The following is a 24,698-nucleotide window of genomic DNA, read 5'->3' as shown; positions in this document are numbered from 1 at the left end:
ATTATGCCGATTCAAAAATGTAAGCCAACGTCTCCAGGACGTCGCTTTGTAGAGAAAGTGGTTCATAACCACCTTCACAAAGGCGCGCCATATGCTCCGTTGGTTGAAGCTAAAAAACGTACTGGCGGTCGTAATAACAACGGTCACATTACAACTCGTCACGTTGGTGGTGGTCATAAACAGCACTACCGTATCGTAGACTTCAAACGTAACAAAGACAGCATCCCTGCTGTAGTTGAGCGTATTGAATACGATCCAAACCGTACAGCTCATATTGCTTTATTGAAATATGCTGACGGTGAACGTCGCTATATTATTGCACCTAAAGGCCTTCGCGCTGGTGATCAAGTTCAGTCTGGTAACGATGCTCCAATCCGTCCAGGTAACTGCTTGCCACTTCGCAACATGCCTATCGGTTCTACTCTTCACAACATCGAGCTTAAAATCGGTAAAGGCGCACAATTAGTACGTTCTGCTGGTACATCTGCTCAATTGTTGGGTCGTGACGGTTCTTACGCTATCATTCGTCTTCGTTCAGGCGAAATGCGTAAAGTACACGTTGAATGCCGTGCTGTGTTAGGTGAAGTTTCTAACTCAGAAAGCAACCTTCGTTCACTTGGTAAAGCAGGTGCATCACGCTGGCGTGGCGTTCGTCCTACCGTACGTGGTATGGCGATGAACCCAGTAGACCATCCACATGGTGGTGGTGAAGGACGTAACAAGGGTATTCAACCTGTAAGTCCATGGGGTCAAAAAGCTAAAGGGTACAAAACACGTACCAACAAGCGTACGACTAAGATGATCATTCGCGACCGTCGCGTTAAGTAACAAGTAAAGGAATCTGACAATGCCTCGTTCTCTGAAAAAAGGCCCATTCGTCGATGCGCACTTGTTCGCTAAGGTTGAAGCGGCTATCGCGGCTAATAACCGTAAGCCGATCAAAACTTGGTCGCGTCGTTCGATGATCTTACCGGATTTTGTTGGTCTAACAATTTCTGTACACAATGGCCGTAACCATGTTCCAGTGATTGTATCTGAGCATATGGTTGGTCATAAATTAGGTGAATTCGCGCCAACTCGTACCTATCGTGGTCACGGTGTTGACAAGAAGTCTAAACGTTAATAGGTGCTATGATGGAAGTAACTGCTAAATTACGCGGTGCCGCTATCTCGGCACAAAAAGCACGTTTGGTTGCAGACCTAATTCGCGGCAAATCTGTTGCGCATGCTTTGAATATCTTAAACTTCAGCAACAAAAAAGCTGCAGTTTTAGTTAAAAAAGCATTGGAATCTGCGATTGCAAACGCTGAACATAATAACAGTTTAGATGTAGACGACCTTAAAGTTTCTACGATCTACGTTGATGAAGGCATGAGCCTGAAACGTATTTTGCCACGTGCTAAAGGCCGTGCAGATCGTATTACTAAGCGTACTTGTCACATTACCGTTAAGGTAGGGGTTTGATATGGGTCAGAAGGTTCATCCAATCGGTATCCGCCTAGGTGTTGTGAAACGTCATAACGCTAACTGGTATGCGAATCCGAAACAATATGCTGAATATTTGCTAAAAGATCTTCAAGTTCGTGAGTTTTTAACTAAAAAACTTAAGAATGCGATGGTGAGCAATATTCTTATCGAACGCCCTACAGGCGCAGCTAAAGTAACTATTAGCACTGCACGTCCTGGTATCGTGATCGGTAAAAAAGGCGAAGACATTGAGAAATTACAACGCGAATTAACAGCCATTATGGGTGTTCCTGCGCAAGTAAGTATCAACGAAATCGATCGCCCAGATTTAGACGCTCGTTTAGTTGCTGAAGCAATCGCTTCTCAATTAGAAAAACGTGTAATGTTCCGTCGTGCTATGAAGCGTGCGGTTCAAAACTCTATGCGTGCTGGTGCTAAAGGTATCAAAGTGGAAGTTTCAGGCCGTCTAGGTGGTGCTGAGATTGCGCGTACTGAATGGTATCGTGAAGGTCGTGTACCTCTTCATACTCTTCGTGCTGACATCGACTATGCTACTATGCGTGCTGAGACTACTTACGGTACGATCGGCGTTAAAGTATGGATCTTCCGTGGTGAGATCTTGGGCGGCATGAAACAAGTCATGAACCCAGCTCCAGCTGAAGAACGTCCAGCTAAACGTGGCCGTGGTCGTGGTGAAGGTCAAGAGCGTCGTGGTCGTCGCAATGATCGTTCTGCTGAAAAAGGAGAATAATCCATGTTACAACCTAAACGTACTAAATTCCGTAAAGTGCAAAAAGGCCGTAACACTGGTCTAGCACATCGCGGTAGCTCAGTATCTTTTGGTACTATTGCACTTAAATCAGTTGAACGTGGTCAAATGACAGCACGTCAAATTGAAGCAGCGCGTCGTACAATCAGCCGTCGTATTAAACGTGGTGGTAAGATCTTTATCCGTGTTTTCCCAGACAAACCAATTACTGAAAAACCATTAGAAGTTCGTATGGGTAAAGGTAAAGGTTCTGTGGAATACTGGGTTTGCCAAATCAAACCAGGTAAAGTCTTGTACGAAATTGATGGTGTTAACGAAGAACTTGCTCGCGAAGCGTTTACGCTTGCTGCTGCAAAACTTCCGTTTAAAACCACTATCGTGACTCGGACGGTAATGTAATGAAAACTAATGATCTACGTGAAAAGTCGGTAGAAGAGTTGACAGCTTTGCTTGATGAGCAACAGCTTAACCAATTCCGTCTTCGTATGGCGAAAGCAACTGGTCAATTGGGTAAATCGCACGAAGTTGCGCTTACTCGTAAGACAATTGCTCGTATTAAGACCCTCCTTACCGAAAAACAGGGGAACGGACAATGAGTGAACAAACAGTTCGCACGTTAACCGGTAAAGTAGTTAGCGACAAGATGGACAAGTCTATCGTTGTTCTTATCGAACGCCGCGTTCAACACCCGTTGTATGGCAAATTAATCCGCCGTTCAACTAAATTACACGCTCATGATGAAAACAATGTTGCTAAAGTTGGCGACGTAGTAAGCATCAAAGAAAGCCGCCCAATGTCTAAAACTAAGTCTTGGACTTTAGTTGAAGTTGTTGAAGCTGCTGCTGAGTAATTAAACGTTCTTGCATCATCGGTCAATTTCGAGTACTCTTTGAGCCTTTCGAAATTGCGACCGGTGATGCTCGGTTTTGGAGTAGGGCAATGATTCAAACCGAAAGTATGCTCGACGTAGCAGACAACAGTGGTGCTCGCCGCGTACAATGTATTAAAGTACTTGGTGGTTCACATCGTCGTTATGCTTCTGTTGGCGACATTATTAAAGTTACTGTAAAAGAAGCTATTCCACGCGCACGTGTTAAAAAAGGTGACGTGATGAATGCTGTAGTTGTACGTACAAAATTCGGCATCCGTCGTGCAGATGGTTCAGTTATTCGTTTCGACGATAACGCAGCTGTTATTTTGAACAACAACAAAGCGCCGATTGCAACTCGTATTTTCGGACCAGTGACTCGTGAACTTCGTACTGAACAGTTCATGAAAATTATTTCATTGGCTCCTGAAGTTCTATAAGAGGCACTCATGGCTAAGATTAAAAAGGGCGATCAAGTAATTGTGATCGCAGGTAAAGAAAAAGGCAAACAAGGTACTGTTTTGTCTGTTTCAAATGACCGTGTTAAGGTTGAAGGCCTTAACTTGGTAACGAAGCATCAAAAGCCTAACCGAGCTACTGGCGCTGAAGGCGGCATCGTAACTCAAGAAGCTGAGCTTCATATCTCTAACGTGGCAATTTTTAATGCTACAACCCAAAAGGCTGACCGTGTTGGTTACCAAGTGATTGAAGGCGTGAAAACTCGCGTATTCAAATCTAATGGTGAATCAGTGGCGGTAGCGAAGTAATAGGTTGACTAGGCAATGGCCAGACTTAAAACGCGTTACAACGACGAACTTAAGGCTCAATTAAAAGAAACATTGGGCGTTAAGAATGTGATGGATATCCCTCGCATTACAAAAATTACCATCAACATGGGTGTTGGTGCTGCATCAGCTGACAAGAAATTGTTAGATGGCGCTCTTTCTGATATGCAAGCAATTGCTGGTCAAAAACCAGTACTTACTTTAGCTCGTAAATCTATCGCTGGTTTCAAAATCCGTGATGGTTGGCCGATCGGCTGTAAAGTTACTTTACGTGGCGAACGTATGTACGAATTCTTAGACCGTTTGATCTCTATCGCGATCCCTCGTATCCGTGACTTCCGTGGTTTCTCTGCGAAATCATTTGATGGTCGTGGTAACTACTCAATGGGTCTTAAGGAACAAATCATGTTCCCTGAAATCGATTTTGATAAGATTGATCGTATTCGTGGTATGGACATTACCATCACTACGACTGCTCGCACCGATGACGAAGGCCGTGCGCTTATGCGTGCATTCGGCTTCCCGTTCAAATAAGAGGTCGATATGGCTAAGAAAGGTATGATTAATCGCGAATTGAAACGCGAAGCTACTGTTGCTAAATACGCTGCGAAACGTGCTGAATTAAAAGCAATTATCGCAAACGTAAATGCATCAGACGAAGAACGTTTCGAAGCGATGATGAAATTTCAAGCATTACCACGTAATGCGTCTCCAGTACGTCTACGTAACCGTTGTGGTTTAACTGGTCGTCCTCATGGTTACTTCCGTAAGTTCGGTTTAAGCCGTAACAAATTACGTGAAACAGTAATGCAAGGTGATGTACCGGGCGTTGTTAAGGCAAGCTGGTAAGGAGCACTATAAATGAGTATGCAAGATACCGTTGCCGACATGCTAACACGTGTTCGTAACGCACAAATGGCAAAGAAACAAACTGTTTCTATGCCAAACTCAAAGTTGAAAGTTGCGATTGCTAACGTACTTCAACAAGAAGGTTATATCGCTGATGTAGCTGTTGCTGACAATGAAGGCAAAGCGACTTTAACGATTACTTTAAAATATTTCGAAGGCAAACCAGTTATCGATACTGTGAAACGCGTAAGCCGTCCTGGTCTACGTCAATATCGCGGTAAAGATGCACTTCCTAGCGTTAAGCAAGGTTTAGGTATTGCAATTGTTTCTACAAGCAAAGGCATCATGACTGATCGCGCTGCACGTGCTGCAGGTATCGGTGGTGAAGTTATTGCTTTTGTTTCTTAATAGGTGATTCCTCATGTCTCGTGTGGCTAAAGCCCCAGTAACTGTACCTAACGGTGTTACAGTTACTCAGAACGGCCGGCAGGTCGAAGTGAAAGGCAGCAAAGGTACATTGTCTTTCAACCTGCATGCGCTGGTCGAGCTAAAACAGGAAGACGGTACTCTAGTTATTGCTCCTAAAGCTGAATCTAAAGATGCTTGGATGCAAGCTGGTACTGCTCGCGCTGTGCTTAACAACCTTGTAAAAGGTGTTAACGAAGGTTTCGAACGTAAGTTACAGCTTATCGGTGTTGGTTATAAAGCTGCGGTTAAAGGTAACATTGTTAACCTTAACCTTGGTTTCTCTCACCCGATCGACTACAACCTTCCTGAAGGTGTAACTGCAGAAACTCCTACTGCAACTGAAATTGTACTTAAATCAGCTGATAAAGCTAAATTAGGTCAAGTTGCTGCAGAAATCCGTGGTTACCGTCCGCCAGAGCCTTATAAAGGTAAAGGTGTTCGTTATTCTGACGAAGTTGTACTTCGTAAAGAAGCTAAGAAGAAATAAGGCGCGAGGTTCTTATGAACGAAAAGAAACAATCCCGTTTGCGTCGTGCGAAAAGCACACGCTTGCACATCCGTGCATTGGGTGCGACTCGTTTGTGTGTAAACCGCACTCCGCGTCACATCTATGCTCAAGTTATCTCTGCAGATGGTGGCAAAGTATTAGCGCAAGCTTCTACTTTAGACGCTACTCTACGTGCTGGTACTACTGGTAACGTTGAATCGGCTCAGAAAGTTGGTGCTTTAATTGCAGAACGTGCTAAAGCGGCTGGTGTAACTAAAGTTGCATTTGACCGTTCTGGTTTCAAATATCATGGTCGTATCAAAGCCTTGGCTGATGCTGCTCGTGAAAACGGCTTGGAGTTCTAATCATGGCTAAAGTTGAACAAAACGAAGGTCTTGTTGAAAAGCTGGTTGCCGTTGATCGTGTAGCCAAAGTTGTTAAGGGTGGTCGTATCTTCTCTTTCACAGCATTAACTGTTGTGGGTGATGGTAATGGTCGCGTAGGTTTTGGTCGTGGTAAAGCACGTGAAGTTCCAGCTGCTATTTCTAAAGCACTTGAAGCTGCTCGTCGCAACATGATTACTGTTGACCTTGTTGACGGTACTGTTCAGCACCCTATCAATGCTCGTCACGGTGCAAGCCGCGTTTACATGCAACCTGCTTCTGAAGGTACTGGTGTAATTGCTGGTGGCGCTATGCGTGCAGTTTTAGAAGCTGTAGGTGTACGTAACGTATTAACTAAGTGTTATGGTTCTACTAACGCTGCTAACGTAGTAAACGCAACTTTTAACGGTTTGCGTGATATGACTTCTCCTGAGAAAGTTGCTGCGAAACGTGGTTTATCAGTAGCACAAATTCAAGGGTAATCAATCATGAAAACGATTAAAGTTACCCAGACTAAATCTTCATCGCATCGCTTGAAAAATCACAAGCTTAGCCTTAAAGGTTTAGGTCTGCGTCGTATTGGTCATACAGTTGAAGTGCAAGATACGCCTTCTAACCGTGGTATGATCAACCAAGTTTACTATATGGTTAGTGTAGAGGAATAAGCCATGACTCTGCGTTTAAATACAATTGCACCTGCAGAAGGTGCTAAGCGTGACAACTTACGTTTAGGCCGTGGTATCGGTTCTGGCGTTGGTAAGACTGGTGGCCGTGGTGTCAAAGGTCAAAACTCACGTAAGAGCGGTGGTACACGTCCTGGTTTCGAAGGTGGTCAAACTGCGTTATATCGTCGTTTACCTAAATTCGGTTTCACTAGCCAAATGGCTTTGAAAACTGCTGAAGTACGTTTATCAGAACTCGCTAAAGTTGAAGGCGACATCGTGTCTCTTGAAACTTTAAAAGCTGCTAACGTTGTGCGTAAAGATATGTTACGTGCACGTATCGTACTTTCTGGTGAAATTACTCGTGCGTTCACTGTTCAAGGTGTTGCATTGACTAAAGGCGCTAAAGCTGCTGTTGAAGCTGCTGGCGGTAAAGTCGAGGAGTAATCCCCAGTGTCTATGACTCCTAGTTCGACAGGTCATGTTAACATGATGAAAGGCCAGCCTTTTCATGTGAAATATCGTGAAATTATCCGCCGTATGATGTTCCTCATCGGGGCGTTGTTGGTTTTTCGACTGGGAGCACATATTCCAGTACCGGGCATTAACAATGCCGCACTAGAGAATCTGTTTAATGCAAACCAAGGTACGATCCTTGGTTTGTTTAACATGTTCTCAGGTGGTGCATTAGAGCGTATGTCAATTCTTGCTCTTGGGATTATGCCGTATATCTCTGCATCGATTATTGTGCAGTTAATGTCTACGGTTGTTCCTTCGCTGGAAGCTTTAAAGAAAGAAGGCGAACAAGGTAAGCGTAAGATCAATCAATATACGCGACAAGGCACATTGTTTCTTGCACTTGTGCAAGCTGTTGGGATGTGTGCAGGTCTGATTAGTCAAAATATTACTTTGACTAGTGGACTTGCTTTTTACGTTCCTGCTGTAACTTCTTTAGTTGCAGGTACAATGTTCCTGATGTGGTTAGGTGAGCAAATTACAGAGCGTGGAGTAGGGAATGGTATTTCCATGATCATCTTCGCTGGTATTGTTGCTGGTTTGCCGAACTTGGTTCTGCAATCTTTAACCTCAGTAGATAATGGCCAATCAAGTTTAATTGGTCTTGCAATTTTTGCATTGCTGTCTGTTGCAGTGTTAGCAGCAATTGTGTTTATTGAGAAGGCGCAGCGTCGTATTCCGGTAAACTATGCTCAAAAACAACAAGGTCGTCGTGTATTTACTGCCCAGCAAACACATTTGCCATTAAAAATTAATATGGCGGGTGTGATTCCTGCAATTTTTGCGAGTTCATTGCTATTGTTCCCAGCGAGCTTAGGGCAATGGGTAGGCAGCGCAGATCCAAATGCTGGCGTGATTAAACGTGGCCTACAAGATTTGGCACTCGTATTGTCGCCGGGTCAACCGATGTATTTGGTGCTATTTGGCGCATTAATTATCTTCTTCTGTTACTTCTATACTGCGCTAGTATTTAGCCCGAAAGAAGTGTCAGAGAATTTAAAACGTAGTGGTGCTTATGTGCCGGGTATTCGTCCTGGTGAGCAAACTGCACGCTATTTAGATCATATTTTGAATCGTTTGACTTTTATTGGCGCGGTTTATATCACAATCATCTGTTTAATGCCGATGATTCTACAAAGTTCATTTGGTATTCCATTTAGCTTAGGTGGTACGTCTTTACTGATCGTAGTGGTGGTGGTGATGGACTTTATGGCTCAGCTTCAAGCTCATCTCACATCGCATCAATATGACAATCAATCGTTAATGCGTAAAACGACTGCTCATCCGAAAGGATAAGCGCACTTAGAGGTTTCATTATGAAAGTTCAAGCTTCTGTAAAGAAAATTTGTGGTAGCTGTAAAGTTATCCGTCGTAATGGGGTTATTCGCGTAATTTGCAGCGCAGAACCTCGTCATAAGCAGCGTCAAGGTTAATCTGATCAAGACCTGTTGATTTCAGTAGGCTAATTAGGTTATTATCCGCCCCTCAAAGATTTTGTCGGGCGGTTGATTATCTTAACTGCCTTTTTGGAGAAAATTGAATGGCTCGTATTGCCGGTGTAAACATTCCGGATAACAAGCATGCTGTTATCTCTCTAACGTACATTTTTGGTATTGGTCGCCACACTGCAAAAGCTATCTTAGCTGCTGCTGGTATTGCACCAACAACTAAAATTCGTGAATTAGATGACGCTCAGCTTGATGCGATTCGTGCAGAAGTTACTAAGGTTCCTACCGAAGGTGATTTACGTCGCGAAATTTCCATGAACATTAAACGTTTAATGGATTTAGGCTGCTACCGCGGTCTTCGTCATCGTCGCAGCTTGCCTGTCCGTGGTCAACGCACCAAAACTAACGCACGTACCCGTAAAGGTCCGCGCAAACCTATTAAGAAATAAGATTTCTGGAAGCTAAAAGATGGCTAAAGATACTCGCACACGCAAGAAGGTCACTCGTACCGTCTCTGAAGGTGTTGCACACATTCACGCTTCTTTTAATAACACCATTGTGACTATTACCGATCGTCAAGGTAATGCACTGGCTTGGGCTACCTCTGGTGGACAAGGCTTCCGTGGATCACGTAAATCAACTCCGTTTGCTGCTCAGGTAGCTGCTGAAGTTGCTGGTAAAGCTGCTTTAGATTACGGTTTGAAAAACTTGGATGTCCTTGTAAAAGGTCCTGGTCCAGGTCGTGAATCTGCGGTTCGTGCTTTAGGTGCAGTGGGTTATAAAATTAACAGCATTACCGATGTGACGCCAATCCCGCACAACGGTTGCCGTCCACCTAAAAAACGTCGCGTGTAAGGAGAAACATTCATGGCTCGTTATATTGGTCCAAAATGCAAACTCTCTCGCCGCGAAGGGACAGACCTGCAATTAAAATCTGGCGTTAAACCATTTGACGTCAAAACAAAAAAAGCTGCTAAAGCACCTGGCCAACATGGTGGCGCTCGTGGCGGCAAACAATCTGAGTACTCACTACAATTACGTGAAAAACAAAAAGTACGTCGTATGTACGGTGTTTTAGAGCGTCAATTTAGTAACTACTACAAAGAAGCTGCTCGTGTTAAAGGCGCAACAGGTGAAAACTTGTTGAAACTTCTTGAAAGCCGTCTAGATAACGTTGTTTATCGCATGGGTTTTGGTTCTACACGTGCAGAAGCTCGTCAGCTTGTATCTCACCGTTCAATCACTTTAAATGGTCGTCGTGTTAACATCGCGTCTATCCAAGTTAAAGCTGGTGACGTTGTTGCGGTTCACGAAGGTGCTAAACAACAATTGCGTATTAAAAACGCAGTTGAGTTAGCGACTCAACGTGGCATTCCATCTTGGATTGAAATTGATCATTCTAAATTGGAAGGTACATTCAAAGCTGCACCAGATCGCTCTGATTTACCTGCTGAAATCAACGAAAGCTTGATTGTAGAATTGTATTCTAAATAATCCTTGAGGTAGCAATAATGACGCGTACTGCAAATGAGTTTCTAACTCCGCAAGCGATTAAGGTCGAAGCGGCAAGCGGGACCTCGGCAAAAGTTATTCTAGAACCATTAGAGCGTGGCTTTGGTCATACTCTTGGTAATGCTTTACGTCGTATCCTTTTGTCTTCTTTACCTGGCGCAGCCGTGGTTGAAGTAGAGATTGAAGGTGTCGAGCACGAGTACAGTACTTTGGAAGGCTTGCAGCAGGACATCGTCGAGCTCTTGCTGAACCTAAAAGGATTGTCTATTAAGCTGTTCGATCAAAATGAAGCTTATCTGACATTGGAAAAACAAGGTCCTGGCGACGTTACTGCCGCTGACCTTCGTTTACCACACAATGTTGAAGTGGTTAACCCTGAACATTTGATCGGTACTTTAAGTGCTTCTGGCTCATTAAAAATGCGCCTGAAAGTTTCTCAAGGTCGTGGTTATGAGACTTCTGATTCACGCTTCCCTGAGGGCGAAACTCGTCCAGTGGGTCGTTTGCAATTAGATGCTTCTTACAGCCCAATCAAACGTGTGTCTTACACAGTGGAAAACGCTCGTGTAGAACAACGTACTGACCTTGATAAATTGATCATTGATCTTGAAACCAACGGTACTGTTGATCCTGAAGAAGCAATCCGCAAAGCGGCAACAATCTTGCAACAACAAATTGCAATTTTTGTTGATCTTCAGAAAGATCAAGCACCAGTTGCTCAAGAGCCTCGTGAAGAAGTTGATCCGATTTTGCTTCGTCCAGTAGATGATCTAGAGCTTACTGTTCGTTCTGCTAACTGTTTGAAAGCAGAAAATATTTACTACATTGGCGATCTTGTTCAACGTACTGAAGTTGAGTTGCTTAAAACTCCTAACTTAGGTAAAAAATCGTTGACTGAGATTAAAGATGTTCTGGCATCGAAAGGCTTGCAATTGGGCATGCGTTTAGAGAACTGGCCACCGGCTAGCCTCCGTATGGACGATCGCTTTGCTTATCGTAGCCGTTAATTAAGTAGGACTATCACCATGCGTCATCGTAATAGTGGTGTGAAATTAGGCCGTACAAGCAGTCATCGTAAAGCGATGTTCCAAAACATGGCTAATTCTTTGTTCGAACACGAGTTAATTAAAACTACTGTTCCTAAAGCAAAAGAATTGCGTCGTGTTGCTGAGCCTTTAATCACTTTAGCTAAAGTCGATTCTGTAGCAAACCGCCGTTTAGCGTTTGCTCGTACTCGTTCAGCTGCAACTGTTGGTAAATTATTTACCGTTCTTGGCCCTCGTTACAAAGAACGTAACGGCGGTTATCTACGTGTTCTTAAAGCGGGCTTCCGTGCAGGTGATGCTGCACCGATGGCTTACGTTGAGCTAGTAGATCGCGAAGTTAACTAATTTCGTGAAGAGCAGCGTACGTTGTTCTAAAAAAGGTCGGTTTTTAACCGACCTTTTTTAATGCCTGCAGTTTTGTGGTGGCTATATATTGTTAGACAATAATTCAATTTGTCCTTAAAAGATAAAAATAAAACGCCTTTTGCTTAAACTTGACATTGTGCATTGTCAAAAATGTGATTTAATAAATATAAATCTAAGATAGGTTAAAAGAACAACATGGAAAAACAAGTTGATATTCTCATTGTAGGTGCAGGGATCTCCGGTGTAGGTTTGGCTGCTCATCTTTCAAAAAATTGTCCTAATCGTTCATTTGAAATTATTGAACGTCGTGAAAGTTTCGGTGGTACATGGGATCTTTTTAAATATCCTGGTATTCGTTCTGATTCGGACATGTCAACTTTTGGCTTTAATTTTAAGCCGTGGAAAAAATCTAGTGTGCTTGCAGACGGTCCTTCGATCAAAGGCTATCTTTCTGAAGTGATTGACGAATATAAGATCAAAGAAAAAATTCATTTTCAACATCGTGTTGTGAGTGCAAATTACGACTCACAAACTCGTAAATGGTCTGTTGTTATTGAAGATGCGAAGAAGAAACAACAAACCTGGATTGCAAATTTTGTCTTTGGCTGTACGGGTTATTATAATTATGACCAAGGGTTCCAACCTGAGTTTAAAGGGCAGGAAAACTTTAAAGGTACCTTCATTCATCCACAACATTGGCCTGAAAATTTTAATTATGCAGGCAAAAAAGTGGTGATTATTGGCAGTGGAGCAACAGCGATTACATTGGTACCAGCTATGGCAAAAGGCGGTGCCGGGCATGTGACCATGCTACAGCGTTCTCCAACCTATATTGCCTCAGTACCTTCTATTGACATCATTTACGACAAAATGCGTAAAGTATTACCTGAAGATGTTGCTTATAAACTTACCCGTGCACGAAATATCGGTGTCCAACGGGCTGTTTATGCTGTTGCACAAAAGCAACCTAAATTACTCCGTAAGTTTTTATTAAAATCAATTGAGTTGCAATTGAAAGGTAAAGTGGATATGAAGCACTTTACCCCAGATTACAATCCTTGGGATCAGCGCCTTTGTGTGGTGCCAGATGGTGATTTGTTTAGAATTTTACGTGAAGGCCGTGCATCTGTTGAAACTGATCAAATTGAAAGTTTTACTGAAAATGGCATTCAATTGAAATCAGGTAAACATCTTGATGCAGATGTAGTAATTTCTGCTACAGGTCTCAACATTCAAATTTTAGGCGGCATTAGTGCCACAATCGATGGACAGCCACTGAATACCTCAAAACATATGTTATATCGTGGTGTTATGGTCAGTGATGTACCCAATATGGCGATGATTATTGGCTATATTAATGCTTCATGGACTTTAAAAGTCGATATTGCTTCTGAATACATCTGTAAATTGATTAACTATATGGATCAAAATGGTTATAACCAAGTGATTCCACAAGGCGATGCGACCGAGTTGTTAGAAGATACCGTAATGGGCAGTTTGACTTCAGGCTATATTGCACGTGCAGCAGATGTGATGCCAAAACAGGGTAAACATGCACCGTGGAAAGTCAGCAATAACTATTTGGCAGATCGTAAAGAATTAAAGCATGCTTCATTTGAAGATGGAGTGCTGAAATTTGAAAAAAAGTCAGATCAAGTGGCGGCTAAACCCAGATTAGTTTCTTAAGGCAGTTATAGAAAAAGGAGCATCATGCTCCTTTTTTTTTGCTTTAGATGAGTGACTTTAGGGTTTTATTTGATGCGCTTTATTTGTTGAAAAATATATCATGTTGAAAATAAGGAAAAGCACACAGGGTTAATGTGAATATTCAAGAACATTCAGAATTTATAAAATTAAATGATTATGAGCTATATACCCAAGCTTGGCAGCCTGAAACAGCAGATAAAGATGTAACTTTGGCCCCGATTATATTGATGCATGATTCACTGGGGAGTGTGGATTTGTGGCGTGATTTTCCTGCGCAATAGGCTTCTGTGTCTGGCAGAAAGGTCATTGCTTATGATCGATTGGGTTTTGGTCGTTCGTCAGCAAACCCTGATGTATTAAGTACGGATTTTGTCTATGCCGAAGCACAGCAGGGCTTTAAGCTGCTACTTCAACATTATTCTATTCAACAATTTATCGTGATGGGGCATAGTGTTGGCGGAGGAATGTCTGTCGTGATTGCCAGTGAATATACTGAACAATGTCGAGGTCTGATCTCCATAGCAGCACAGTATGAAGTGGAAGAACTGACATTATCGGGTATACGTGAAGCCAAAATAGGGTTTGCGCAGCTGGGACAACTTGAACGCTTGGCTAAATATCATGGGGATAAAGCCCAATGGGTTTTGGATGCTTGGACTGAAACTTGGCTCTCACCGAGTTTTCGTCAATGGAACCTCGAGCATTATGTTGGAAAAGTACAGTGTCCAAGCTTGATCATTCATGGAGAACTGGATGAATACGGGACGACAGCACAAGCTCAGAAACTTTTTTCGGGTATACAAGGCGATACCGAGCTAGAGATTTTGGAAGGGCTTCATCACATGCCGCATAAAGAGCAACCCGCATTGGTCACTGCACTGATCTGTGATTTTGTGAATGATTTAAGTTGATATCGAAAGAATGAAAAAAGCCCATCAGATGATGGGCTTTGTTGTTATAAAGAGCGGGAAATCAGCTCTTTCATAATTTCATTGGTACCTGCATAAATACGATTGGCTCGATTGTCGATATAAGCCCGTGCAATTGGATATTCAAGCATATAGCCATAGCCACCATGCAACTGCAGACACTCATCCACAACTTTGGAAAACATTTCTGAAATTTTGTATTTAGCAGCGGCTGCAGCGTCAATACCGAGCTGTTCCTCAAGTTGTAGTTCCATACAGCGATCTAAATAAGCTCTACAAAAATCGATCTCAGTACGTAGTTCTGCCAATTTAAAACGGGTGTTTTGGAAACTTGATACGGTCTTGCCAAATGCCTTACGTTCTTTGGTGTATTGAACTGTGTGCGCAAAGGCTGCTTCTGCACCTGCTTGGCAAATAATCGCAACCAACATGCGCTCCCAAGCTAATTCCTTCATCAGCATCATAAAGCCCATACCTTGCATGCCGAGTAAGTTGCTTTTAGGGACGCGGACATTATCAAAGAACAGTTCACAGGTATCCTGACCTTTCATGCCAATTTTGTTTAAAGGTTTGCCTTTACTAAAACCGACGCGATCTGCCTCGACGATAATTAGCGATAAATTGGCTGAACCTTTTTCACTATTGCCTGTCTTGCAGACCACAATCGCCATGTCACATAAATAGCCATTGGTGATAAAAATTTTTGACCCATTAATAATATAGTCATCACCATCTTCTGTAACAGTTGTGCGTACGGCTTGTAGGTCTGAACCTGTGCCCGGTTCGGTCATTGCAATGGCAGTCACGGTTTCGCCAGAAGCCATTTTCGGCAGCCAATGCAGCTTTTGTTCTTCATTGCCAAAGTTATGAATATAATTGGCCACGATGTCGGAGTGCAGTGAAAAGCCGGTAGAGGAGTCCATAGCATAGGCCTGCTCTTCAATCAGAATCATGCTATAGAGTCGGTCTACACCATAGCCGCCATAAGCTTCGGGCATGGTCGGGCAAAGCAAGCCCATGGCACCGGCTTTATTCCATAAGTCACGGTCTACATGTTGTTGTTTTTCATACTTTTCGATATTGGGCACAACTTCTTTTTCATAAAATTTTCGTACTGTTTCACGAAATGCATCATGTTCTGCATTAAATAATTGACGTGGCAGCATGTTGTTGAGTGGGCGAATCGCTCCAGATTGCATTTTGAATATCCTATTCATTTTTATGGCTTTGTCTCAACTTATAAGATGCAGCGTGTGACTACAATGTGCAGAACATTCAAAAGCAAGAATTGCGATGAAGGATTCGGTCAATCTTTGAAAACACTCCACTTCAATGGGGTGGATGAGTTACACTAGACGGGTTCAACGATTGGGGAAGACAATGACTGATGAAATCAGCTTAGAAGAGCGTAAAGTGATCTACCGTGCACGTCGTGGTTTAAAAGAGATTGATGTTTATTTTGATCCCTACGTCAAAAATTACTATTTACAAGCCGATGCAGCTGAAAAAGACATGTTTGCAGAACTCGTTGCTGCAGAAGATCCAGATTTGTTGGATTGGTTTATGGAAGTTAGTGAACCGCCACGTCCTGAATTAAAAACGTTTATTCAAAAATTAAAACATTACGTTCATGGATAATCGGCAATTCAAACTGAAACGCAGTTTTTTATCGCATGCGTTTCAGTTTTTTATTTTTGCGGTATTGATGACGCTGCTTTATCAGTTACTAACACCCATGCTTTGGGGGATATTTTTTCTCATTGGACTGGTGGTTTATGTTCTGTTTTTCCGTAAGCATTTACACGTCACCAGTCTAGAATATTTGGATGGAACTGATTGGTCTTTGCAACGACTGAACCGTCCGGTGCAACGCGTTCAAATAAGCCATATTTTGGATCATCAAATGTATATCGTGGTGTATTTTATGCATGCGCGTGCAAAACCGGTGATTATTTGGCGCGATCAATTGTCATTGAAACAGTGGAAATCACTCAAAGTATTGGCCAAAATGATCTAATTGTTAGACAGCCTTATTTTTTAAAATTCAATAAAATGCAAATAATTCATTATCTTATCTTGTAGGTAAAATAATCTTGTCTGACAGGATTGGATTTTATTGGCAAAATATTTAAATTGTCAGACAATTTTAAGCTGTGCGGTGATTCTCTGCCTATATATTAGCCTTACCAACAGCCGTTAAAGGAAATCATCATGATGATGCCAACTTGGATGTTTCTGGTAATAGCGATTGTGTTAGCAATTGTTATAGGACGACTAGGAACAGTGCTGAAGGAACAGTTAACTCAAAAATAAGCAGTCAAACGCTTTCACAGTTAATAAGTAGCATGTGCCGAACCGTCGCTATGCTACTTTTTTTTGCCTAAAATTTAGTCTTTGTAAAAAATCAGTCAATTGCATTCAGCGTGATTCGTGGCACAGTGTGTCGTTCAAATTAGAGCAAATACTCTTTTATTCATTTTTTGCTTCTGATATGTTTGTCGTGATGGACATAAACACAATTATAGAGGACAGGAAAATGTCGAGCGTCCAAAAAATATGCCAGGGTGTGGCAGTTGTAGCAATAACAAGTACATTATTCGCGGGTTGTTCGCAGGTTGTAAAAACCGGTGCTAATGTTGCACTCGGATTTACCGAAAAACATATTGTGCCACCAATTTTAGCCATGGAAGATGCTGAAATGGTGTGTAATTCAGGTAATTCATTAACTCCAGCCATTATGGCCACCAAAGATATGGGCGCAGACCCAACACGTGTGGCTGTGTTGATGTATTCAGCAGCAGGGATTTGTGCAGAACAAAAAGCCTTGGATGCAGAGTTACGCTATTTACGTGCATCTAAAGCTAACCAAGTATCCGAAGCACAGGATGCTCGTGTTGAGCAAAAGCGTTGGGCGGCACTTGCTGCACAGCGTCAATATACCGGCTATCAATTATTTCAAGATCGTTTTGAAAAGAAGTATAAGAAAAGTCTAGGTGAAGGCTGTCCAAAAATGAACAGCGACATTGACCAAACAGTGTATATGTTGGGAATGTTAAGTGGCTTACAGGCCATGACCAATGATATTAACTCAGGTGGGGCGGTAAACGTTCCGAAAGACATTGCTGCGATTGTTGAACGCGGTATGGTGTGTCTGAATAATGAAAAATTCTGGGGCGCACCAAATGCAACCCGCGCTGTGATCTGGACGTTATTGCCGGGTGCAGGAGATGGAAAACCTGATCCATACCAAACCTTAAAACAATCGGCGCAAATTGGTGAGCAAAAAGGCGTAAGACTGTCACATGCGTTATATGCAGTTGCTGCACAAGCCAGTGGCGATGATGCGAAAATCCGTGATGCCTTACGTACTTTTGCACAGGCGCGTAGCGATGAAAAACCAGTTAACCCGCAATTTAAGCTCATCGATAGTATGGCTGAAAGCATGGTGAAAGGGATTTCAGATCGTTATTGGACTGAACATACAGGCGTTCGTACCGGCGATGATGGTATGGAACATTTCTGGGATGAAAGTGCCAATAGTTCAGAACTCGATGATTTGTTTAGTGGAGATGCTGAAAGCAGTGGTGCTACAGAAACGAGTGGCGCTGCAACAAATTAATAAAGCATGTAGTCCAAATGTGAGGTACAGGAGGAGCGAAAATGAAAACACAATTTTTAATTCCGAAAATTGTCTTTCTTGCCGTATTCGTTTCGATCTGTGCCTCGCTACAGGTATTTAAAGACTATTTTATCTACTGGCAAGATGATTTATTTCATGACTTTTGGCGCTTATGGACGGCCCATTGGGTTCATGTTGGTTGGATTCATTTTGCTTTAAATATGTTGGCCTTTATCTGCTTACCGTTTATTTTTCCAAGAGTTTCAATATGGCACTTTGTTGCCATCTTATTGATTTTATCCCCTTTAATCAGTCTGAGTTTTTATTTTTTCCTCCCTGATATTGAAGCCTATGCAGGATTATCTGGTGTCTTGCATGGCGCTTATGTTGCAGTCGCTTGCGTACATTTAATGTATAAACGGGAGCGAAATTTTGCAGCCTTTGTTCTCTTGCTGATTTTGGCAAAATTGGTCTGGGAAAATACCGTGGGGAACACCGGAACGGCTGAATTAATAGGAAGCCCCGTTTTAGTCGAAGCCCATTTATTGGGGGTGATTTGGGGCATTGTCATCGCCGTGTTTTATCTTATTGGTAATTATTTCTGGGATCGCTAACGCACTTTAGGTGATTGGGTTGACAAAAAAAACCGAAAAGAAAATACATATTGTCATTTTAATGTTTTGAATATTGATGCAAATTTAAACGTAATAATAAAACAGTTAGGTCAGGGAAAGGAACTTCTCGAGCCGATAAGGAAAAGGATGCTTAGCCCCGCTAGGCTCCAAAATAAAAAATAGGAAGACTCATGCAAAATGATACACAAAACAGATCCGGCATCGTCGGGCTGTTAAGGTATGTCTGGACAGAATGGATTTCGACTCTAGTCGTGTTGATCTTGCTTCTGCTTACATTGATTATCGGGACAGGGGAGATGATTCATGGTCAGCTTCTGCGTACTGGTGAGCGTTTGTATGGTAATGAAAGCATTGGGATGCAGTATTCATTTTTACGTGCAGAACCGACCAAGCCAGATTGTGACCGCCACCCAGATGTAGAAAAAATGGTGCAAACGCAAATGAAAGCCAATGCGGCTGACGAATTTGCTGACATTTTTGGTACAGCATCTGAATCCGATGTACGTGCATCGGTCATGGCAGGTGTACAGCAATGTGAAGAAAAATTCCAATTTTATGACAAAGCAAAAGCTTATTTAGATGAGCATCCAAGTATTCGTACTTATCGTGCGATTGAAACGACATTCTTTGGCATCTTTAAATTTGGTTCCGAAAACCGTGTATTGATTCTTTTACTGATGGTCTTGGTGTCTGCCATTACTGCTTCAGTGAAGTTCCATCATATTGGTCTACGTGCGCCAACAACACGCTTGGATTATAAAGTCTATGCTTTATTCATGGCGATTGGGAATGGCCTATTAACCTTCTCGGTATATAGTCAGTTTAATTCAGTCCTAAATTCTGGGGTGAAATCGACCACAGAAACCTTGGCGGTATATTGGTTGTGGCTAGCCCTGTTTGGTATTGTCACCCTCATCAGTATTTATCAGTTCTTTAAACCACCTGCGGCGAAAGAGCCGGGTCCGGGGAATATTGGTTTTGCACTATTGAGTGTACCGCTGTATGCCTTTATGGCGATTATTACGGGTGTGGCGTTTACCTTCTTTATGGACTATCCAATGGGTCAGGGGATTTACCTTGGGCAGTTGGTTGAGTTCTCTGGGATTTTCCTAAACCTTGCACTGTTTATTTGGGCCGGAATGTTATTGACCCAAACGCGCGTAATGGATTTGTTCTTAGGAATTTTACGTCCATGGAACTTAGCACCTGAGACCTTGACGTGGTTAATTCTGATTGCCGCGGCGATTCCAACCGCTTATACCGGTGCTTCAGGGATTTTCGTTGTGGCAGCCGGTGCAATTATTTATAAAGAAGTGTGGAACTCTGGCTCTCGTCGACAGTTCGCACTCGCTGTATCTGCAATGTCAGGTTCCTTAGGTGTGGTCATTCGTCCGTGTCTATTGATTATCTTGATCTCGATGCTTGATAGCCGCCATGTCACGTCAGATGAACTATTTGATCACGGTATCTATGTGTTCTGGCTCACAGCATTCTTGTTCTTAGGTATTTCACTGTTCTTGGCAGAAACACGTTTCCGTGTGGCATCGCCGAAAGTGGCTATTCCGGGCATGCTGAAAGCGTTCATTCCTGTGATTCCGTATATCGTACTGACCTTGCTTGTCATTGCTTTCTACAAGTACGGTTTAGATACACAAATGGATGAGTTCACCGCACCTGTGGTTCTACCGATTATTCTGATTGTTTACATTATGTTTGACCGTTGGTTTGCAGATCGTTTTACTTCGCAAACTGTAGATGCACATGAACAACTCAGCTTACAACATGAGCAAAGTTCTGAGTTCATGCGTGAACATGGTGGACATGGGGCTAACCGTCGTGGTTTCGGTAGTTCAATTTGGTTTGCTTCTTCAGAAACGGTTGGACACATTGGCGCATTAATTATCTTAATGGCCTTGTCGGCAAGTGTCGGCGGTTTGATTGAACGGACAGAAATCGTTGAATTATTACCAACGCATTTGGGCAATATCTATATTTCATTGGCTTTTATCGCATTGTTATTGGCGATTATTGGTATGACGACAGATCCATTCGGGGCAGTAATTTTGGTTGCAGCAACGATTGCACCAGTAGCCTACGAAAATGGTATCCATCCGATTCACTTCTGGATGATCGTTTTGGTTGCCTTTGAGCTCGGTTATGTTTCGCCACCTGTAGCGCTGAATCACTTGCTGACACGACTCTCCGTCGGGGATGAAGAGGTACGGGCAGCAGATGCAGAAGCAAAAGCCCAATACACCAATTTCTATTATCGCTATGAACGTTGGATTTTACCGATCCTTGTATTGTTCCCAGCTTTGGTGATCGTGACTTATGCTCCTTATATTCTGAAACTGTTTGGTTGGTACCAATAAGTTCGCAGTGAGCCATTAAAAAAGCACCTTCGGGTGCTTTTTTTATTGAATAAGGGGCTGTGCGTTTGAAGGTAAATGAATGGATATTTATGACTTTTTAAACTTATTTTGTAGGATCGGACTACAAAGCAAAATCGCTAAAAATATAAAAGCAAAGCCGAATAGGCTGTAAATGTCTGGCAATTCTTGCCACAGGGCAAAGCCCCAAAGACCGGCAAAAATAATCGCTATATAGTTGACGGGACCAATTTGACCTGCGGGTGCAAGCTTATAGGCATTGGACATAAAAATTTGACTGATATTGGCCAAAAGCCCCGCTGTAATCAGAAAAGCAAACTCCTTGAAACTATAAGGACGCCAGAGCCAGAACATCGGGATCATGGAAATGAGCGTGCCAAAAAAGCAGAAATAAAACACAATGCGTTCAGGCGGCTCGGTTGCTGTAAGGGCACGGACAGTGACAAATGCCATGGCTGCCAAGAAGCTTGCGGTCAGTCCGATCAGTGATAACTGATTAAACATTCCTGCATCGGGCTTTGCGACGAAGAGCACGCCGATTAAACCAATGACTGCGGCAATGAGCATACTCAGCGTCATTTTTTCTTTTAAAAATAACCATGCAATTAAGGGGATGAAGATCGGCGAGGAATAGGTGAAGACCATGGCATTGGAGAGTTTTAAGTGGGCAATGGCATAAAAAAAGCCATACATTGCCACCAAGCCTACGATTGAACGCCAGGTATGCATCCACAATTTTTCAGTTCTAAAAAATGTGCTGCCCTTTTGTAGGATCAAAGGTAGAAAGATCAATAAGCCAACCGCATTGCGAAAAAATACGATGGTGGCATTATCTACTGTGTGGGATGCGTAGCGTATACAAACCCCCATGATGGAAAAAAGCAGCGCTGACAGCATGAGAAAGCCAATTGCTTTGGGGATATTTTGTGGCGTTGTAGTAGTGGACATAACAAAAAGGCTAGAAAATCTGATGATATTCTAGCCTATAAGTACGCATGGTGTAGCAGAAGTCAGTTATTTTGCTTGTTGCGCTAACTGTGCTTCGAGTAATTTAATTTGTTCTTCTTTCAGTTTAATCAGCTCATCTGCATCTGAATGTTGCTGTTTTAAGCTTTGCTCCTGATCATTCAATTGTTGTTGAATGTCATCTAATTTGGCAATTTCCTCTTTGGCTAAAGAGGCATTTTCAGGCACAGCTGCATCTAAAATGTCTTCTTCGACCAATTTAATGGTTTCAGTCTCTGCGGTAGGGACTGATGCTTCAGTTTCAGATTGGACAGGGGTTGCAACAGGCGGTTTAGCCGGTGCAGCGACCAGTTCTTCTTGAAGTGCAGATTTATCTGCTGTACTGCTGCTTAACCATTGATATGCAAAAAAGATAGCAATCAATAACGTTAAGCCCCCAATGATTCCAACTAACAATTTTGGATTATGTCTTTGATCTTCTGTCATTGCTTGACCTTAATTTTTATTTAGGCTGACGTGGCTTAAATTGGATCACACCGATATCGTCTGGCACGGCGGGTTGTTCAGGTTGATCGACATGAGTCGGTCGATTTTCACTGTAACCACAATCAATGCATTCGATCCATTCGTCTTCGCCAGAGGTCAGCATGACAACCCGGTCCATCGCTTGGCATTTTGGACATTTTGCACCTGCAATGAAGCGTCGTTTAATGGTCATCATACTTACCTTGAATCTAACTAAGGTCCCTAGTTTAAGCGTTTTTAGATGCGTTCGTCCAACCTTGATGACGCAGCAAAGCATCTATTTTTGGCTCGCGTCCGCGGAAATTGATAAATGCGTCAAGTGCCGTATCTTTTCCGCCAACTGCTAGAATAAATTGTCTAAACGACTTGCCAGTCGAAGTATTAAAAATTCCTTCATTTTCGAATCGGTCGAAGGCATCACTTGCCAAAACCTCTGCCCATTTGTATGAATAATAGCCAGCAGCGTAACCACCTGCGAAGATATGACTGAAACCATGTTGGAAACGGTTGTACGAAGTGGTGGGTGCAACTGCATATTTTTGACGAATATCATCTAAGGTTTTTTGGATGCCTGCAGCGTCCAAAGCAGGGTTGACCTTATGGATATTTAAGTCAAACATGGCAAATTCAATTTGACGTAAAGTTTGCATCCCAGACTGGAAGAAACGTGCATCTTGCAGTGCTTTTAGCAGATCGGCTGGTAAAGTTTGTTTTGATTCGATATGTTCACTGAGTAAATCTAAACTTTCTTGATCCCAAGTCCAAAATTCCATGAATTGACTTGGTAGCTCTACTGCATCCCACGCCACGCCATGTGTACCAGCCACAGCAATATTATCGACTTCAGTGAGCATGTGATGTAAGCCATGACCAAATTCGTGGAACAACGTCGTTACTTCATCATGGGTAAGTAAAGCAGCTTGCTCACCGACAGGTGGGGTAAAGTTGCAGACCATGTAGCAAATTGGTTTTTGCAGACCATTTTCAGTTTGCATGCGTGAACGGAAGCCGCTCATCCATGCGCCGCCACGTTTACCGCTTCGTGCATACAGGTCAAAGTAAAAACCGCCAATCACGCTGCCTTGATCTTCAAGTTCAAAATAACGTGCATCAGGATGCCAAACAGGCGCTTCACGCTCGATTACATTGATGCCATAGAGACGATTTACAATGCTGAACAAGCCTTGAATAATTTTAGGTGCAGGGAAATAGGGCTTCAGGTCTTCTTGTGACAAATTAAACTGTTGAACTTTGAGTTTTTCTGAATAGAAAGTGGCATCCCACGGTTGTAACTCAGTGATACCGTCTTGCGCTGCAATGGCTTTCAGTTCAGCGATTTCTTTCTCTGCTGGCGCACGCGCATGTTCTGCCAGTTTAATCAGGAACTGATCTACAGTTGCCACATCGGGTGCCATTTTGCTTGCTAAAGACAATTCGGCGTAGTTGTTAAAACCAAGCAGGCTAGCCATTTCCTGACGTAGTTTCAAGATTTCTTCCATGACCGCTGTATTATCAAATTCAGCAGAGTCTGCCTGATCAGAAGCACGTGTGGTATAGGCTTTATAGAGTGCTTCACGCACTTCGCGGTCTTCTGCATAGGTCATAATGGCAATATAAGACGGGAAGTCGAGTGTGGCTACAGCCTGTTCGAGTTCGCGTTGCTGACCATATTGTTTCAGAAGTTCAATACTGCCTTGAGGTAGTCCTTTGAGCTGCGCTTCAGTTAATGGTTTGAAGTAGGCTTGGGTGGCATCCAATACGTGGTTGGAAAAGTCGGATGATAACTGTGAAAGGCGTGCAGAGATTTCTGCATAGCGTTTTTTCGCTTCACCTTCTAAGGCTACGCCTGAAAGTTTAAAATCTCGTAACGCAAGTTTAATCGCGCTTTGCTGTGCTGCAGGAAGCGTGTCGAATACACTGTTGTCATGTACATGCTGATACGTTTGATACAACACTGTATGTTGACCTAGCTGCGTATAGTACTCACTCAGGCTGGGTAATAAAGATTGGTAGAGCTCTCGAGTTTCAGCATTATTCATCACGGCGTTCAGATGCGACAGCACGCCCCAAGCTTCACTCATATTATTTTCAAGGTCATCGACCTGTTCTAAAGTATTCAGTTGTTTTTGTACCGAATCTGGAACAACCGTCAGTTCATTTAGAAATTGTTGACCGTGTTGAATCGCATTTTGAATTTTTTCTTTGAGTTGATCTAAAGTGATTTGATCAAATTGAGGAACGGGCAAAGTTGCCTTTTCTAAAGTCATATTTTCTACTTCATATAAATCCTGAGTTATTTAT

General features: G+C 42.7%; 36 protein-coding genes and 1 pseudogene. 32 read left to right on the top strand and 5 right to left on the bottom strand.

The genetic code is table 11. The annotated features are described in order from the left end of the window. The first annotated feature begins 3 nt into the window (after positions 1–3). The 27 genes and pseudogenes from rplB to G0029_RS13525 all read left to right on the top strand — a co-directional run bounded on the left by rplB (position 4) and on the right by G0029_RS13525 (position 14,244). Positions 4–828: a 50S ribosomal protein L2 gene (gene rplB / locus G0029_RS13650; RefSeq protein ID WP_078189278.1), complete on the top strand. Its 825-nt coding sequence runs from the start codon at positions 4–6 to the stop codon at positions 826–828. Positions 829–847: 19 nt separating this feature from the next. After that, positions 848–1,123, top strand: a complete 276-nt coding sequence (gene rpsS, locus G0029_RS13645; protein ID WP_004281508.1) for a 30S ribosomal protein S19 — start codon at positions 848–850, stop codon at positions 1,121–1,123. 11 nt (positions 1,124–1,134) lie between these two features. After that, the gene (gene rplV / locus G0029_RS13640; protein WP_035265103.1) at positions 1,135–1,464 is read left to right on the top strand and encodes a 50S ribosomal protein L22; all 330 of its coding nucleotides are present in this window, start codon (positions 1,135–1,137) and stop codon (positions 1,462–1,464) included. Position 1,465: 1 nt separating this feature from the next. Further along, positions 1,466–2,282 (top strand): annotated as a pseudogene (gene rpsC / locus G0029_RS13635) (30S ribosomal protein S3). Continuing rightward, on the top strand, positions 2,222–2,635 hold the full coding sequence (gene rplP, locus G0029_RS13630) for a 50S ribosomal protein L16 (protein WP_068909575.1): 414 nt from the start codon (positions 2,222–2,224) through the stop codon (positions 2,633–2,635). Before rpsC ends, rplP begins: the two are co-directional and overlap by 61 nt. Next, complete coding sequence (gene rpmC / locus G0029_RS13625) at positions 2,635–2,832, top strand: 50S ribosomal protein L29 (RefSeq protein ID WP_005012982.1); 198 nt, start codon at positions 2,635–2,637, stop codon at positions 2,830–2,832. Before rplP ends, rpmC begins: the two co-directional genes overlap by 1 nt. Continuing rightward, positions 2,829–3,086 carry a 30S ribosomal protein S17 gene (rpsQ, locus tag G0029_RS13620; RefSeq protein WP_078192456.1) on the top strand — a complete coding sequence of 86 codons (258 nt, stop codon included), beginning with the start codon at positions 2,829–2,831 and terminating at the stop codon, positions 3,084–3,086. The genes rpmC and rpsQ overlap by 4 nt, the downstream gene beginning before the upstream one ends. 89 nt (positions 3,087–3,175) lie before the next feature. Further along, positions 3,176–3,544 (top strand): 50S ribosomal protein L14, encoded by a 369-nt coding sequence (gene rplN / locus G0029_RS13615; protein WP_005012978.1) that lies wholly within the window; start codon positions 3,176–3,178, stop codon positions 3,542–3,544. 9 nt (positions 3,545–3,553) lie between these two features. Further along, positions 3,554–3,871, top strand: a complete 318-nt coding sequence (rplX, locus tag G0029_RS13610; protein ID WP_078189274.1) for a 50S ribosomal protein L24 — start codon at positions 3,554–3,556, stop codon at positions 3,869–3,871. Positions 3,872–3,886: 15 nt separating this feature from the next. After that, positions 3,887–4,423, top strand: coding sequence for a 50S ribosomal protein L5 (rplE, locus tag G0029_RS13605; protein ID WP_067762907.1), 537 nt, complete (start codon positions 3,887–3,889; stop codon positions 4,421–4,423). A gap of 9 nt (positions 4,424–4,432) precedes the next feature. Beyond that, positions 4,433–4,738, top strand: coding sequence for a 30S ribosomal protein S14 (gene rpsN / locus G0029_RS13600; RefSeq protein ID WP_067762906.1), 306 nt, complete (start codon positions 4,433–4,435; stop codon positions 4,736–4,738). Between the two features lie 12 nt (positions 4,739–4,750). Continuing rightward, positions 4,751–5,146, top strand: a complete 396-nt coding sequence (rpsH, locus tag G0029_RS13595; RefSeq protein ID WP_078189273.1) for a 30S ribosomal protein S8 — start codon at positions 4,751–4,753, stop codon at positions 5,144–5,146. 13 nt (positions 5,147–5,159) lie between these two features. Continuing rightward, positions 5,160–5,693, top strand: a complete 534-nt coding sequence (rplF, locus tag G0029_RS13590; RefSeq protein ID WP_078189272.1) for a 50S ribosomal protein L6 — start codon at positions 5,160–5,162, stop codon at positions 5,691–5,693. A 14-nt stretch (positions 5,694–5,707) separates the two neighbouring features. Next, complete coding sequence (gene rplR / locus G0029_RS13585) at positions 5,708–6,058, top strand: 50S ribosomal protein L18 (RefSeq protein ID WP_067762903.1); 351 nt, start codon at positions 5,708–5,710, stop codon at positions 6,056–6,058. Positions 6,059–6,060: 2 nt separating this feature from the next. After that, entirely contained in the window at positions 6,061–6,558 is a 498-nt protein-coding gene (rpsE, locus tag G0029_RS13580; RefSeq protein ID WP_067762902.1) for a 30S ribosomal protein S5, read from the top strand. A 6-nt stretch (positions 6,559–6,564) separates the two neighbouring features. Next, the gene (gene rpmD / locus G0029_RS13575; protein ID WP_005012961.1) at positions 6,565–6,741 is read left to right on the top strand and encodes a 50S ribosomal protein L30; all 177 of its coding nucleotides are present in this window, start codon (positions 6,565–6,567) and stop codon (positions 6,739–6,741) included. A gap of 3 nt (positions 6,742–6,744) precedes the next feature. After that, positions 6,745–7,185, top strand: coding sequence for a 50S ribosomal protein L15 (gene rplO / locus G0029_RS13570; RefSeq protein WP_078189271.1), 441 nt, complete (start codon positions 6,745–6,747; stop codon positions 7,183–7,185). 45 nt (positions 7,186–7,230) lie between these two features. Beyond that, positions 7,231–8,550: a preprotein translocase subunit SecY gene (gene secY / locus G0029_RS13565; protein WP_171263746.1), complete on the top strand. Its 1,320-nt coding sequence runs from the start codon at positions 7,231–7,233 to the stop codon at positions 8,548–8,550. A 20-nt stretch (positions 8,551–8,570) separates the two neighbouring features. After that, positions 8,571–8,687, top strand: coding sequence for a 50S ribosomal protein L36 (gene rpmJ, locus G0029_RS13560; protein WP_000867907.1), 117 nt, complete (start codon positions 8,571–8,573; stop codon positions 8,685–8,687). A 107-nt stretch (positions 8,688–8,794) separates the two neighbouring features. Continuing rightward, positions 8,795–9,151: a 30S ribosomal protein S13 gene (rpsM, locus tag G0029_RS13555; RefSeq protein WP_078189269.1), complete on the top strand. Its 357-nt coding sequence runs from the start codon at positions 8,795–8,797 to the stop codon at positions 9,149–9,151. A 19-nt stretch (positions 9,152–9,170) separates the two neighbouring features. Next, positions 9,171–9,557, top strand: coding sequence for a 30S ribosomal protein S11 (gene rpsK / locus G0029_RS13550; RefSeq protein WP_001040166.1), 387 nt, complete (start codon positions 9,171–9,173; stop codon positions 9,555–9,557). 12 nt (positions 9,558–9,569) lie between these two features. After that, positions 9,570–10,196, top strand: coding sequence for a 30S ribosomal protein S4 (rpsD, locus tag G0029_RS13545; RefSeq protein ID WP_078192454.1), 627 nt, complete (start codon positions 9,570–9,572; stop codon positions 10,194–10,196). A 17-nt stretch (positions 10,197–10,213) separates the two neighbouring features. Further along, a complete protein-coding gene (locus G0029_RS13540; protein ID WP_004650465.1) occupies positions 10,214–11,221 on the top strand; it encodes a DNA-directed RNA polymerase subunit alpha in 1,008 nt (335 codons plus the stop codon). An 18-nt stretch (positions 11,222–11,239) separates the two neighbouring features. Further along, positions 11,240–11,605 (top strand): 50S ribosomal protein L17, encoded by a 366-nt coding sequence (gene rplQ, locus G0029_RS13535; protein ID WP_005012953.1) that lies wholly within the window; start codon positions 11,240–11,242, stop codon positions 11,603–11,605. Between the two features lie 216 nt (positions 11,606–11,821). Next, on the top strand, positions 11,822–13,312 hold the full coding sequence (locus tag G0029_RS13530) for a flavin-containing monooxygenase (protein WP_180106921.1): 1,491 nt from the start codon (positions 11,822–11,824) through the stop codon (positions 13,310–13,312). A 134-nt stretch (positions 13,313–13,446) separates the two neighbouring features. Further along, positions 13,447–13,614, top strand: a complete 168-nt coding sequence (locus G0029_RS18300) for a hypothetical protein (RefSeq protein ID WP_227591830.1) — start codon at positions 13,447–13,449, stop codon at positions 13,612–13,614. A 6-nt stretch (positions 13,615–13,620) separates the two neighbouring features. Next, the gene (locus tag G0029_RS13525) at positions 13,621–14,244 is read left to right on the top strand and encodes an alpha/beta fold hydrolase (protein ID WP_227591829.1); all 624 of its coding nucleotides are present in this window, start codon (positions 13,621–13,623) and stop codon (positions 14,242–14,244) included. Between the two features lie 44 nt (positions 14,245–14,288). Here the strand turns inward: G0029_RS13525 and G0029_RS13520 are convergent, their stop codons facing one another. Continuing rightward, positions 14,289–15,461 carry an acyl-CoA dehydrogenase family protein gene (locus G0029_RS13520; RefSeq protein WP_180106923.1) on the bottom strand — a complete coding sequence of 391 codons (1,173 nt, stop codon included), beginning with the start codon at positions 15,459–15,461 and terminating at the stop codon, positions 14,289–14,291. Positions 15,462–15,642: 181 nt separating this feature from the next. Between G0029_RS13520 and G0029_RS13515 the strand changes: the two genes are divergently transcribed. The 5 genes from G0029_RS13515 to G0029_RS13495 all read left to right on the top strand — a co-directional run bounded on the left by G0029_RS13515 (position 15,643) and on the right by G0029_RS13495 (position 20,888). Beyond that, positions 15,643–15,900, top strand: a complete 258-nt coding sequence (locus G0029_RS13515) for a succinate dehydrogenase assembly factor 2 (RefSeq protein ID WP_078189264.1) — start codon at positions 15,643–15,645, stop codon at positions 15,898–15,900. Next, complete coding sequence (locus G0029_RS13510; RefSeq protein WP_111885419.1) at positions 15,893–16,279, top strand: hypothetical protein; 387 nt, start codon at positions 15,893–15,895, stop codon at positions 16,277–16,279. Before G0029_RS13515 ends, G0029_RS13510 begins: the two co-directional genes overlap by 8 nt. Positions 16,280–16,798: 519 nt before the next feature. Beyond that, complete coding sequence (locus tag G0029_RS13505; RefSeq protein ID WP_180106925.1) at positions 16,799–17,881, top strand: hypothetical protein; 1,083 nt, start codon at positions 16,799–16,801, stop codon at positions 17,879–17,881. A 41-nt stretch (positions 17,882–17,922) separates the two neighbouring features. Continuing rightward, complete coding sequence (rrtA, locus tag G0029_RS13500) at positions 17,923–18,495, top strand: rhombosortase (RefSeq protein WP_078192449.1); 573 nt, start codon at positions 17,923–17,925, stop codon at positions 18,493–18,495. Positions 18,496–18,686: 191 nt separating this feature from the next. Further along, the gene (locus tag G0029_RS13495) at positions 18,687–20,888 is read left to right on the top strand and encodes a TRAP transporter large permease subunit (RefSeq protein ID WP_180106927.1); all 2,202 of its coding nucleotides are present in this window, start codon (positions 18,687–18,689) and stop codon (positions 20,886–20,888) included. Positions 20,889–20,975: 87 nt separating this feature from the next. Here G0029_RS13495 and G0029_RS13490 read toward each other — a convergent pair whose 3' ends face one another. From G0029_RS13490 to G0029_RS13475, 4 genes are all read right to left on the bottom strand, one after another. Then, on the bottom strand, positions 20,976–21,854 hold the full coding sequence (locus G0029_RS13490) for a DMT family transporter (protein ID WP_180106929.1): 879 nt from the start codon (positions 21,852–21,854) through the stop codon (positions 20,976–20,978). A 66-nt stretch (positions 21,855–21,920) separates the two neighbouring features. Further along, positions 21,921–22,358 carry a hypothetical protein gene (locus tag G0029_RS13485; RefSeq protein ID WP_180010531.1) on the bottom strand — a complete coding sequence of 146 codons (438 nt, stop codon included), beginning with the start codon at positions 22,356–22,358 and terminating at the stop codon, positions 21,921–21,923. A 16-nt stretch (positions 22,359–22,374) separates the two neighbouring features. Further along, positions 22,375–22,584 (bottom strand): YheV family putative zinc ribbon protein, encoded by a 210-nt coding sequence (locus G0029_RS13480; protein WP_171256675.1) that lies wholly within the window; start codon positions 22,582–22,584, stop codon positions 22,375–22,377. Between the two features lie 40 nt (positions 22,585–22,624). Beyond that, positions 22,625–24,664: a M3 family metallopeptidase gene (locus G0029_RS13475; RefSeq protein ID WP_180106931.1), complete on the bottom strand. Its 2,040-nt coding sequence runs from the start codon at positions 24,662–24,664 to the stop codon at positions 22,625–22,627. Positions 24,665–24,698: the final 34 nt, after the last annotated feature.

This window comes from Acinetobacter sp. YH12138, from assembly GCF_015218525.1.
GTDB lineage: Bacteria > Pseudomonadota > Gammaproteobacteria > Pseudomonadales > Moraxellaceae > Acinetobacter > Acinetobacter amyesii.
The sequence above is the reverse complement of the archived record's forward strand: the minus strand, read 5'-3'. Positions and strand labels throughout refer to the sequence as shown.

Bases quoted from the DNA above. Each gene is read 5' to 3' on its own strand.
- rplB (WP_078189278.1), top strand. From the start codon at position 4: ATGCCGATTCAAAAATGTAAGCCAACGTCTCCAGGACGTCGCTTTGTA.
- rpsS (WP_004281508.1), top strand. From the start codon at position 848: ATGCCTCGTTCTCTGAAAAAAGGCCCATTCGTCGATGCGCACTTGTTC.
- rplV (WP_035265103.1), top strand. From the start codon at position 1,135: ATGGAAGTAACTGCTAAATTACGCGGTGCCGCTATCTCGGCACAAAAA.
- rplP (WP_068909575.1), top strand. From the start codon at position 2,222: ATGTTACAACCTAAACGTACTAAATTCCGTAAAGTGCAAAAAGGCCGT.
- rpmC (WP_005012982.1), top strand. From the start codon at position 2,635: ATGAAAACTAATGATCTACGTGAAAAGTCGGTAGAAGAGTTGACAGCT.
- rpsQ (WP_078192456.1), top strand. From the start codon at position 2,829: ATGAGTGAACAAACAGTTCGCACGTTAACCGGTAAAGTAGTTAGCGAC.
- rplN (WP_005012978.1), top strand. From the start codon at position 3,176: ATGATTCAAACCGAAAGTATGCTCGACGTAGCAGACAACAGTGGTGCT.
- rplX (WP_078189274.1), top strand. From the start codon at position 3,554: ATGGCTAAGATTAAAAAGGGCGATCAAGTAATTGTGATCGCAGGTAAA.
- rplE (WP_067762907.1), top strand. From the start codon at position 3,887: ATGGCCAGACTTAAAACGCGTTACAACGACGAACTTAAGGCTCAATTA.
- rpsN (WP_067762906.1), top strand. From the start codon at position 4,433: ATGGCTAAGAAAGGTATGATTAATCGCGAATTGAAACGCGAAGCTACT.
- rpsH (WP_078189273.1), top strand. From the start codon at position 4,751: ATGAGTATGCAAGATACCGTTGCCGACATGCTAACACGTGTTCGTAAC.
- rplF (WP_078189272.1), top strand. From the start codon at position 5,160: ATGTCTCGTGTGGCTAAAGCCCCAGTAACTGTACCTAACGGTGTTACA.
- rplR (WP_067762903.1), top strand. From the start codon at position 5,708: ATGAACGAAAAGAAACAATCCCGTTTGCGTCGTGCGAAAAGCACACGC.
- rpsE (WP_067762902.1), top strand. From the start codon at position 6,061: ATGGCTAAAGTTGAACAAAACGAAGGTCTTGTTGAAAAGCTGGTTGCC.
- rpmD (WP_005012961.1), top strand. From the start codon at position 6,565: ATGAAAACGATTAAAGTTACCCAGACTAAATCTTCATCGCATCGCTTG.
- rplO (WP_078189271.1), top strand. From the start codon at position 6,745: ATGACTCTGCGTTTAAATACAATTGCACCTGCAGAAGGTGCTAAGCGT.
- secY (WP_171263746.1), top strand. From the start codon at position 7,231: ATGAAAGGCCAGCCTTTTCATGTGAAATATCGTGAAATTATCCGCCGT.
- rpmJ (WP_000867907.1), top strand. From the start codon at position 8,571: ATGAAAGTTCAAGCTTCTGTAAAGAAAATTTGTGGTAGCTGTAAAGTT.
- rpsM (WP_078189269.1), top strand. From the start codon at position 8,795: ATGGCTCGTATTGCCGGTGTAAACATTCCGGATAACAAGCATGCTGTT.
- rpsK (WP_001040166.1), top strand. From the start codon at position 9,171: ATGGCTAAAGATACTCGCACACGCAAGAAGGTCACTCGTACCGTCTCT.
- rpsD (WP_078192454.1), top strand. From the start codon at position 9,570: ATGGCTCGTTATATTGGTCCAAAATGCAAACTCTCTCGCCGCGAAGGG.
- G0029_RS13540 (WP_004650465.1), top strand. From the start codon at position 10,214: ATGACGCGTACTGCAAATGAGTTTCTAACTCCGCAAGCGATTAAGGTC.
- rplQ (WP_005012953.1), top strand. From the start codon at position 11,240: ATGCGTCATCGTAATAGTGGTGTGAAATTAGGCCGTACAAGCAGTCAT.
- G0029_RS13530 (WP_180106921.1), top strand. From the start codon at position 11,822: ATGGAAAAACAAGTTGATATTCTCATTGTAGGTGCAGGGATCTCCGGT.
- G0029_RS13520 (WP_180106923.1), bottom strand. From the start codon at position 15,461: ATGCAATCTGGAGCGATTCGCCCACTCAACAACATGCTGCCACGTCAA.
- G0029_RS13515 (WP_078189264.1), top strand. From the start codon at position 15,643: ATGACTGATGAAATCAGCTTAGAAGAGCGTAAAGTGATCTACCGTGCA.
- G0029_RS13510 (WP_111885419.1), top strand. From the start codon at position 15,893: ATGGATAATCGGCAATTCAAACTGAAACGCAGTTTTTTATCGCATGCG.
- G0029_RS13505 (WP_180106925.1), top strand. From the start codon at position 16,799: ATGTCGAGCGTCCAAAAAATATGCCAGGGTGTGGCAGTTGTAGCAATA.
- rrtA (WP_078192449.1), top strand. From the start codon at position 17,923: ATGAAAACACAATTTTTAATTCCGAAAATTGTCTTTCTTGCCGTATTC.
- G0029_RS13495 (WP_180106927.1), top strand. From the start codon at position 18,687: ATGCAAAATGATACACAAAACAGATCCGGCATCGTCGGGCTGTTAAGG.
- G0029_RS13490 (WP_180106929.1), bottom strand. From the start codon at position 21,854: ATGTCCACTACTACAACGCCACAAAATATCCCCAAAGCAATTGGCTTT.
- G0029_RS13485 (WP_180010531.1), bottom strand. From the start codon at position 22,358: ATGACAGAAGATCAAAGACATAATCCAAAATTGTTAGTTGGAATCATT.
- G0029_RS13475 (WP_180106931.1), bottom strand. From the start codon at position 24,664: ATGACTTTAGAAAAGGCAACTTTGCCCGTTCCTCAATTTGATCAAATC.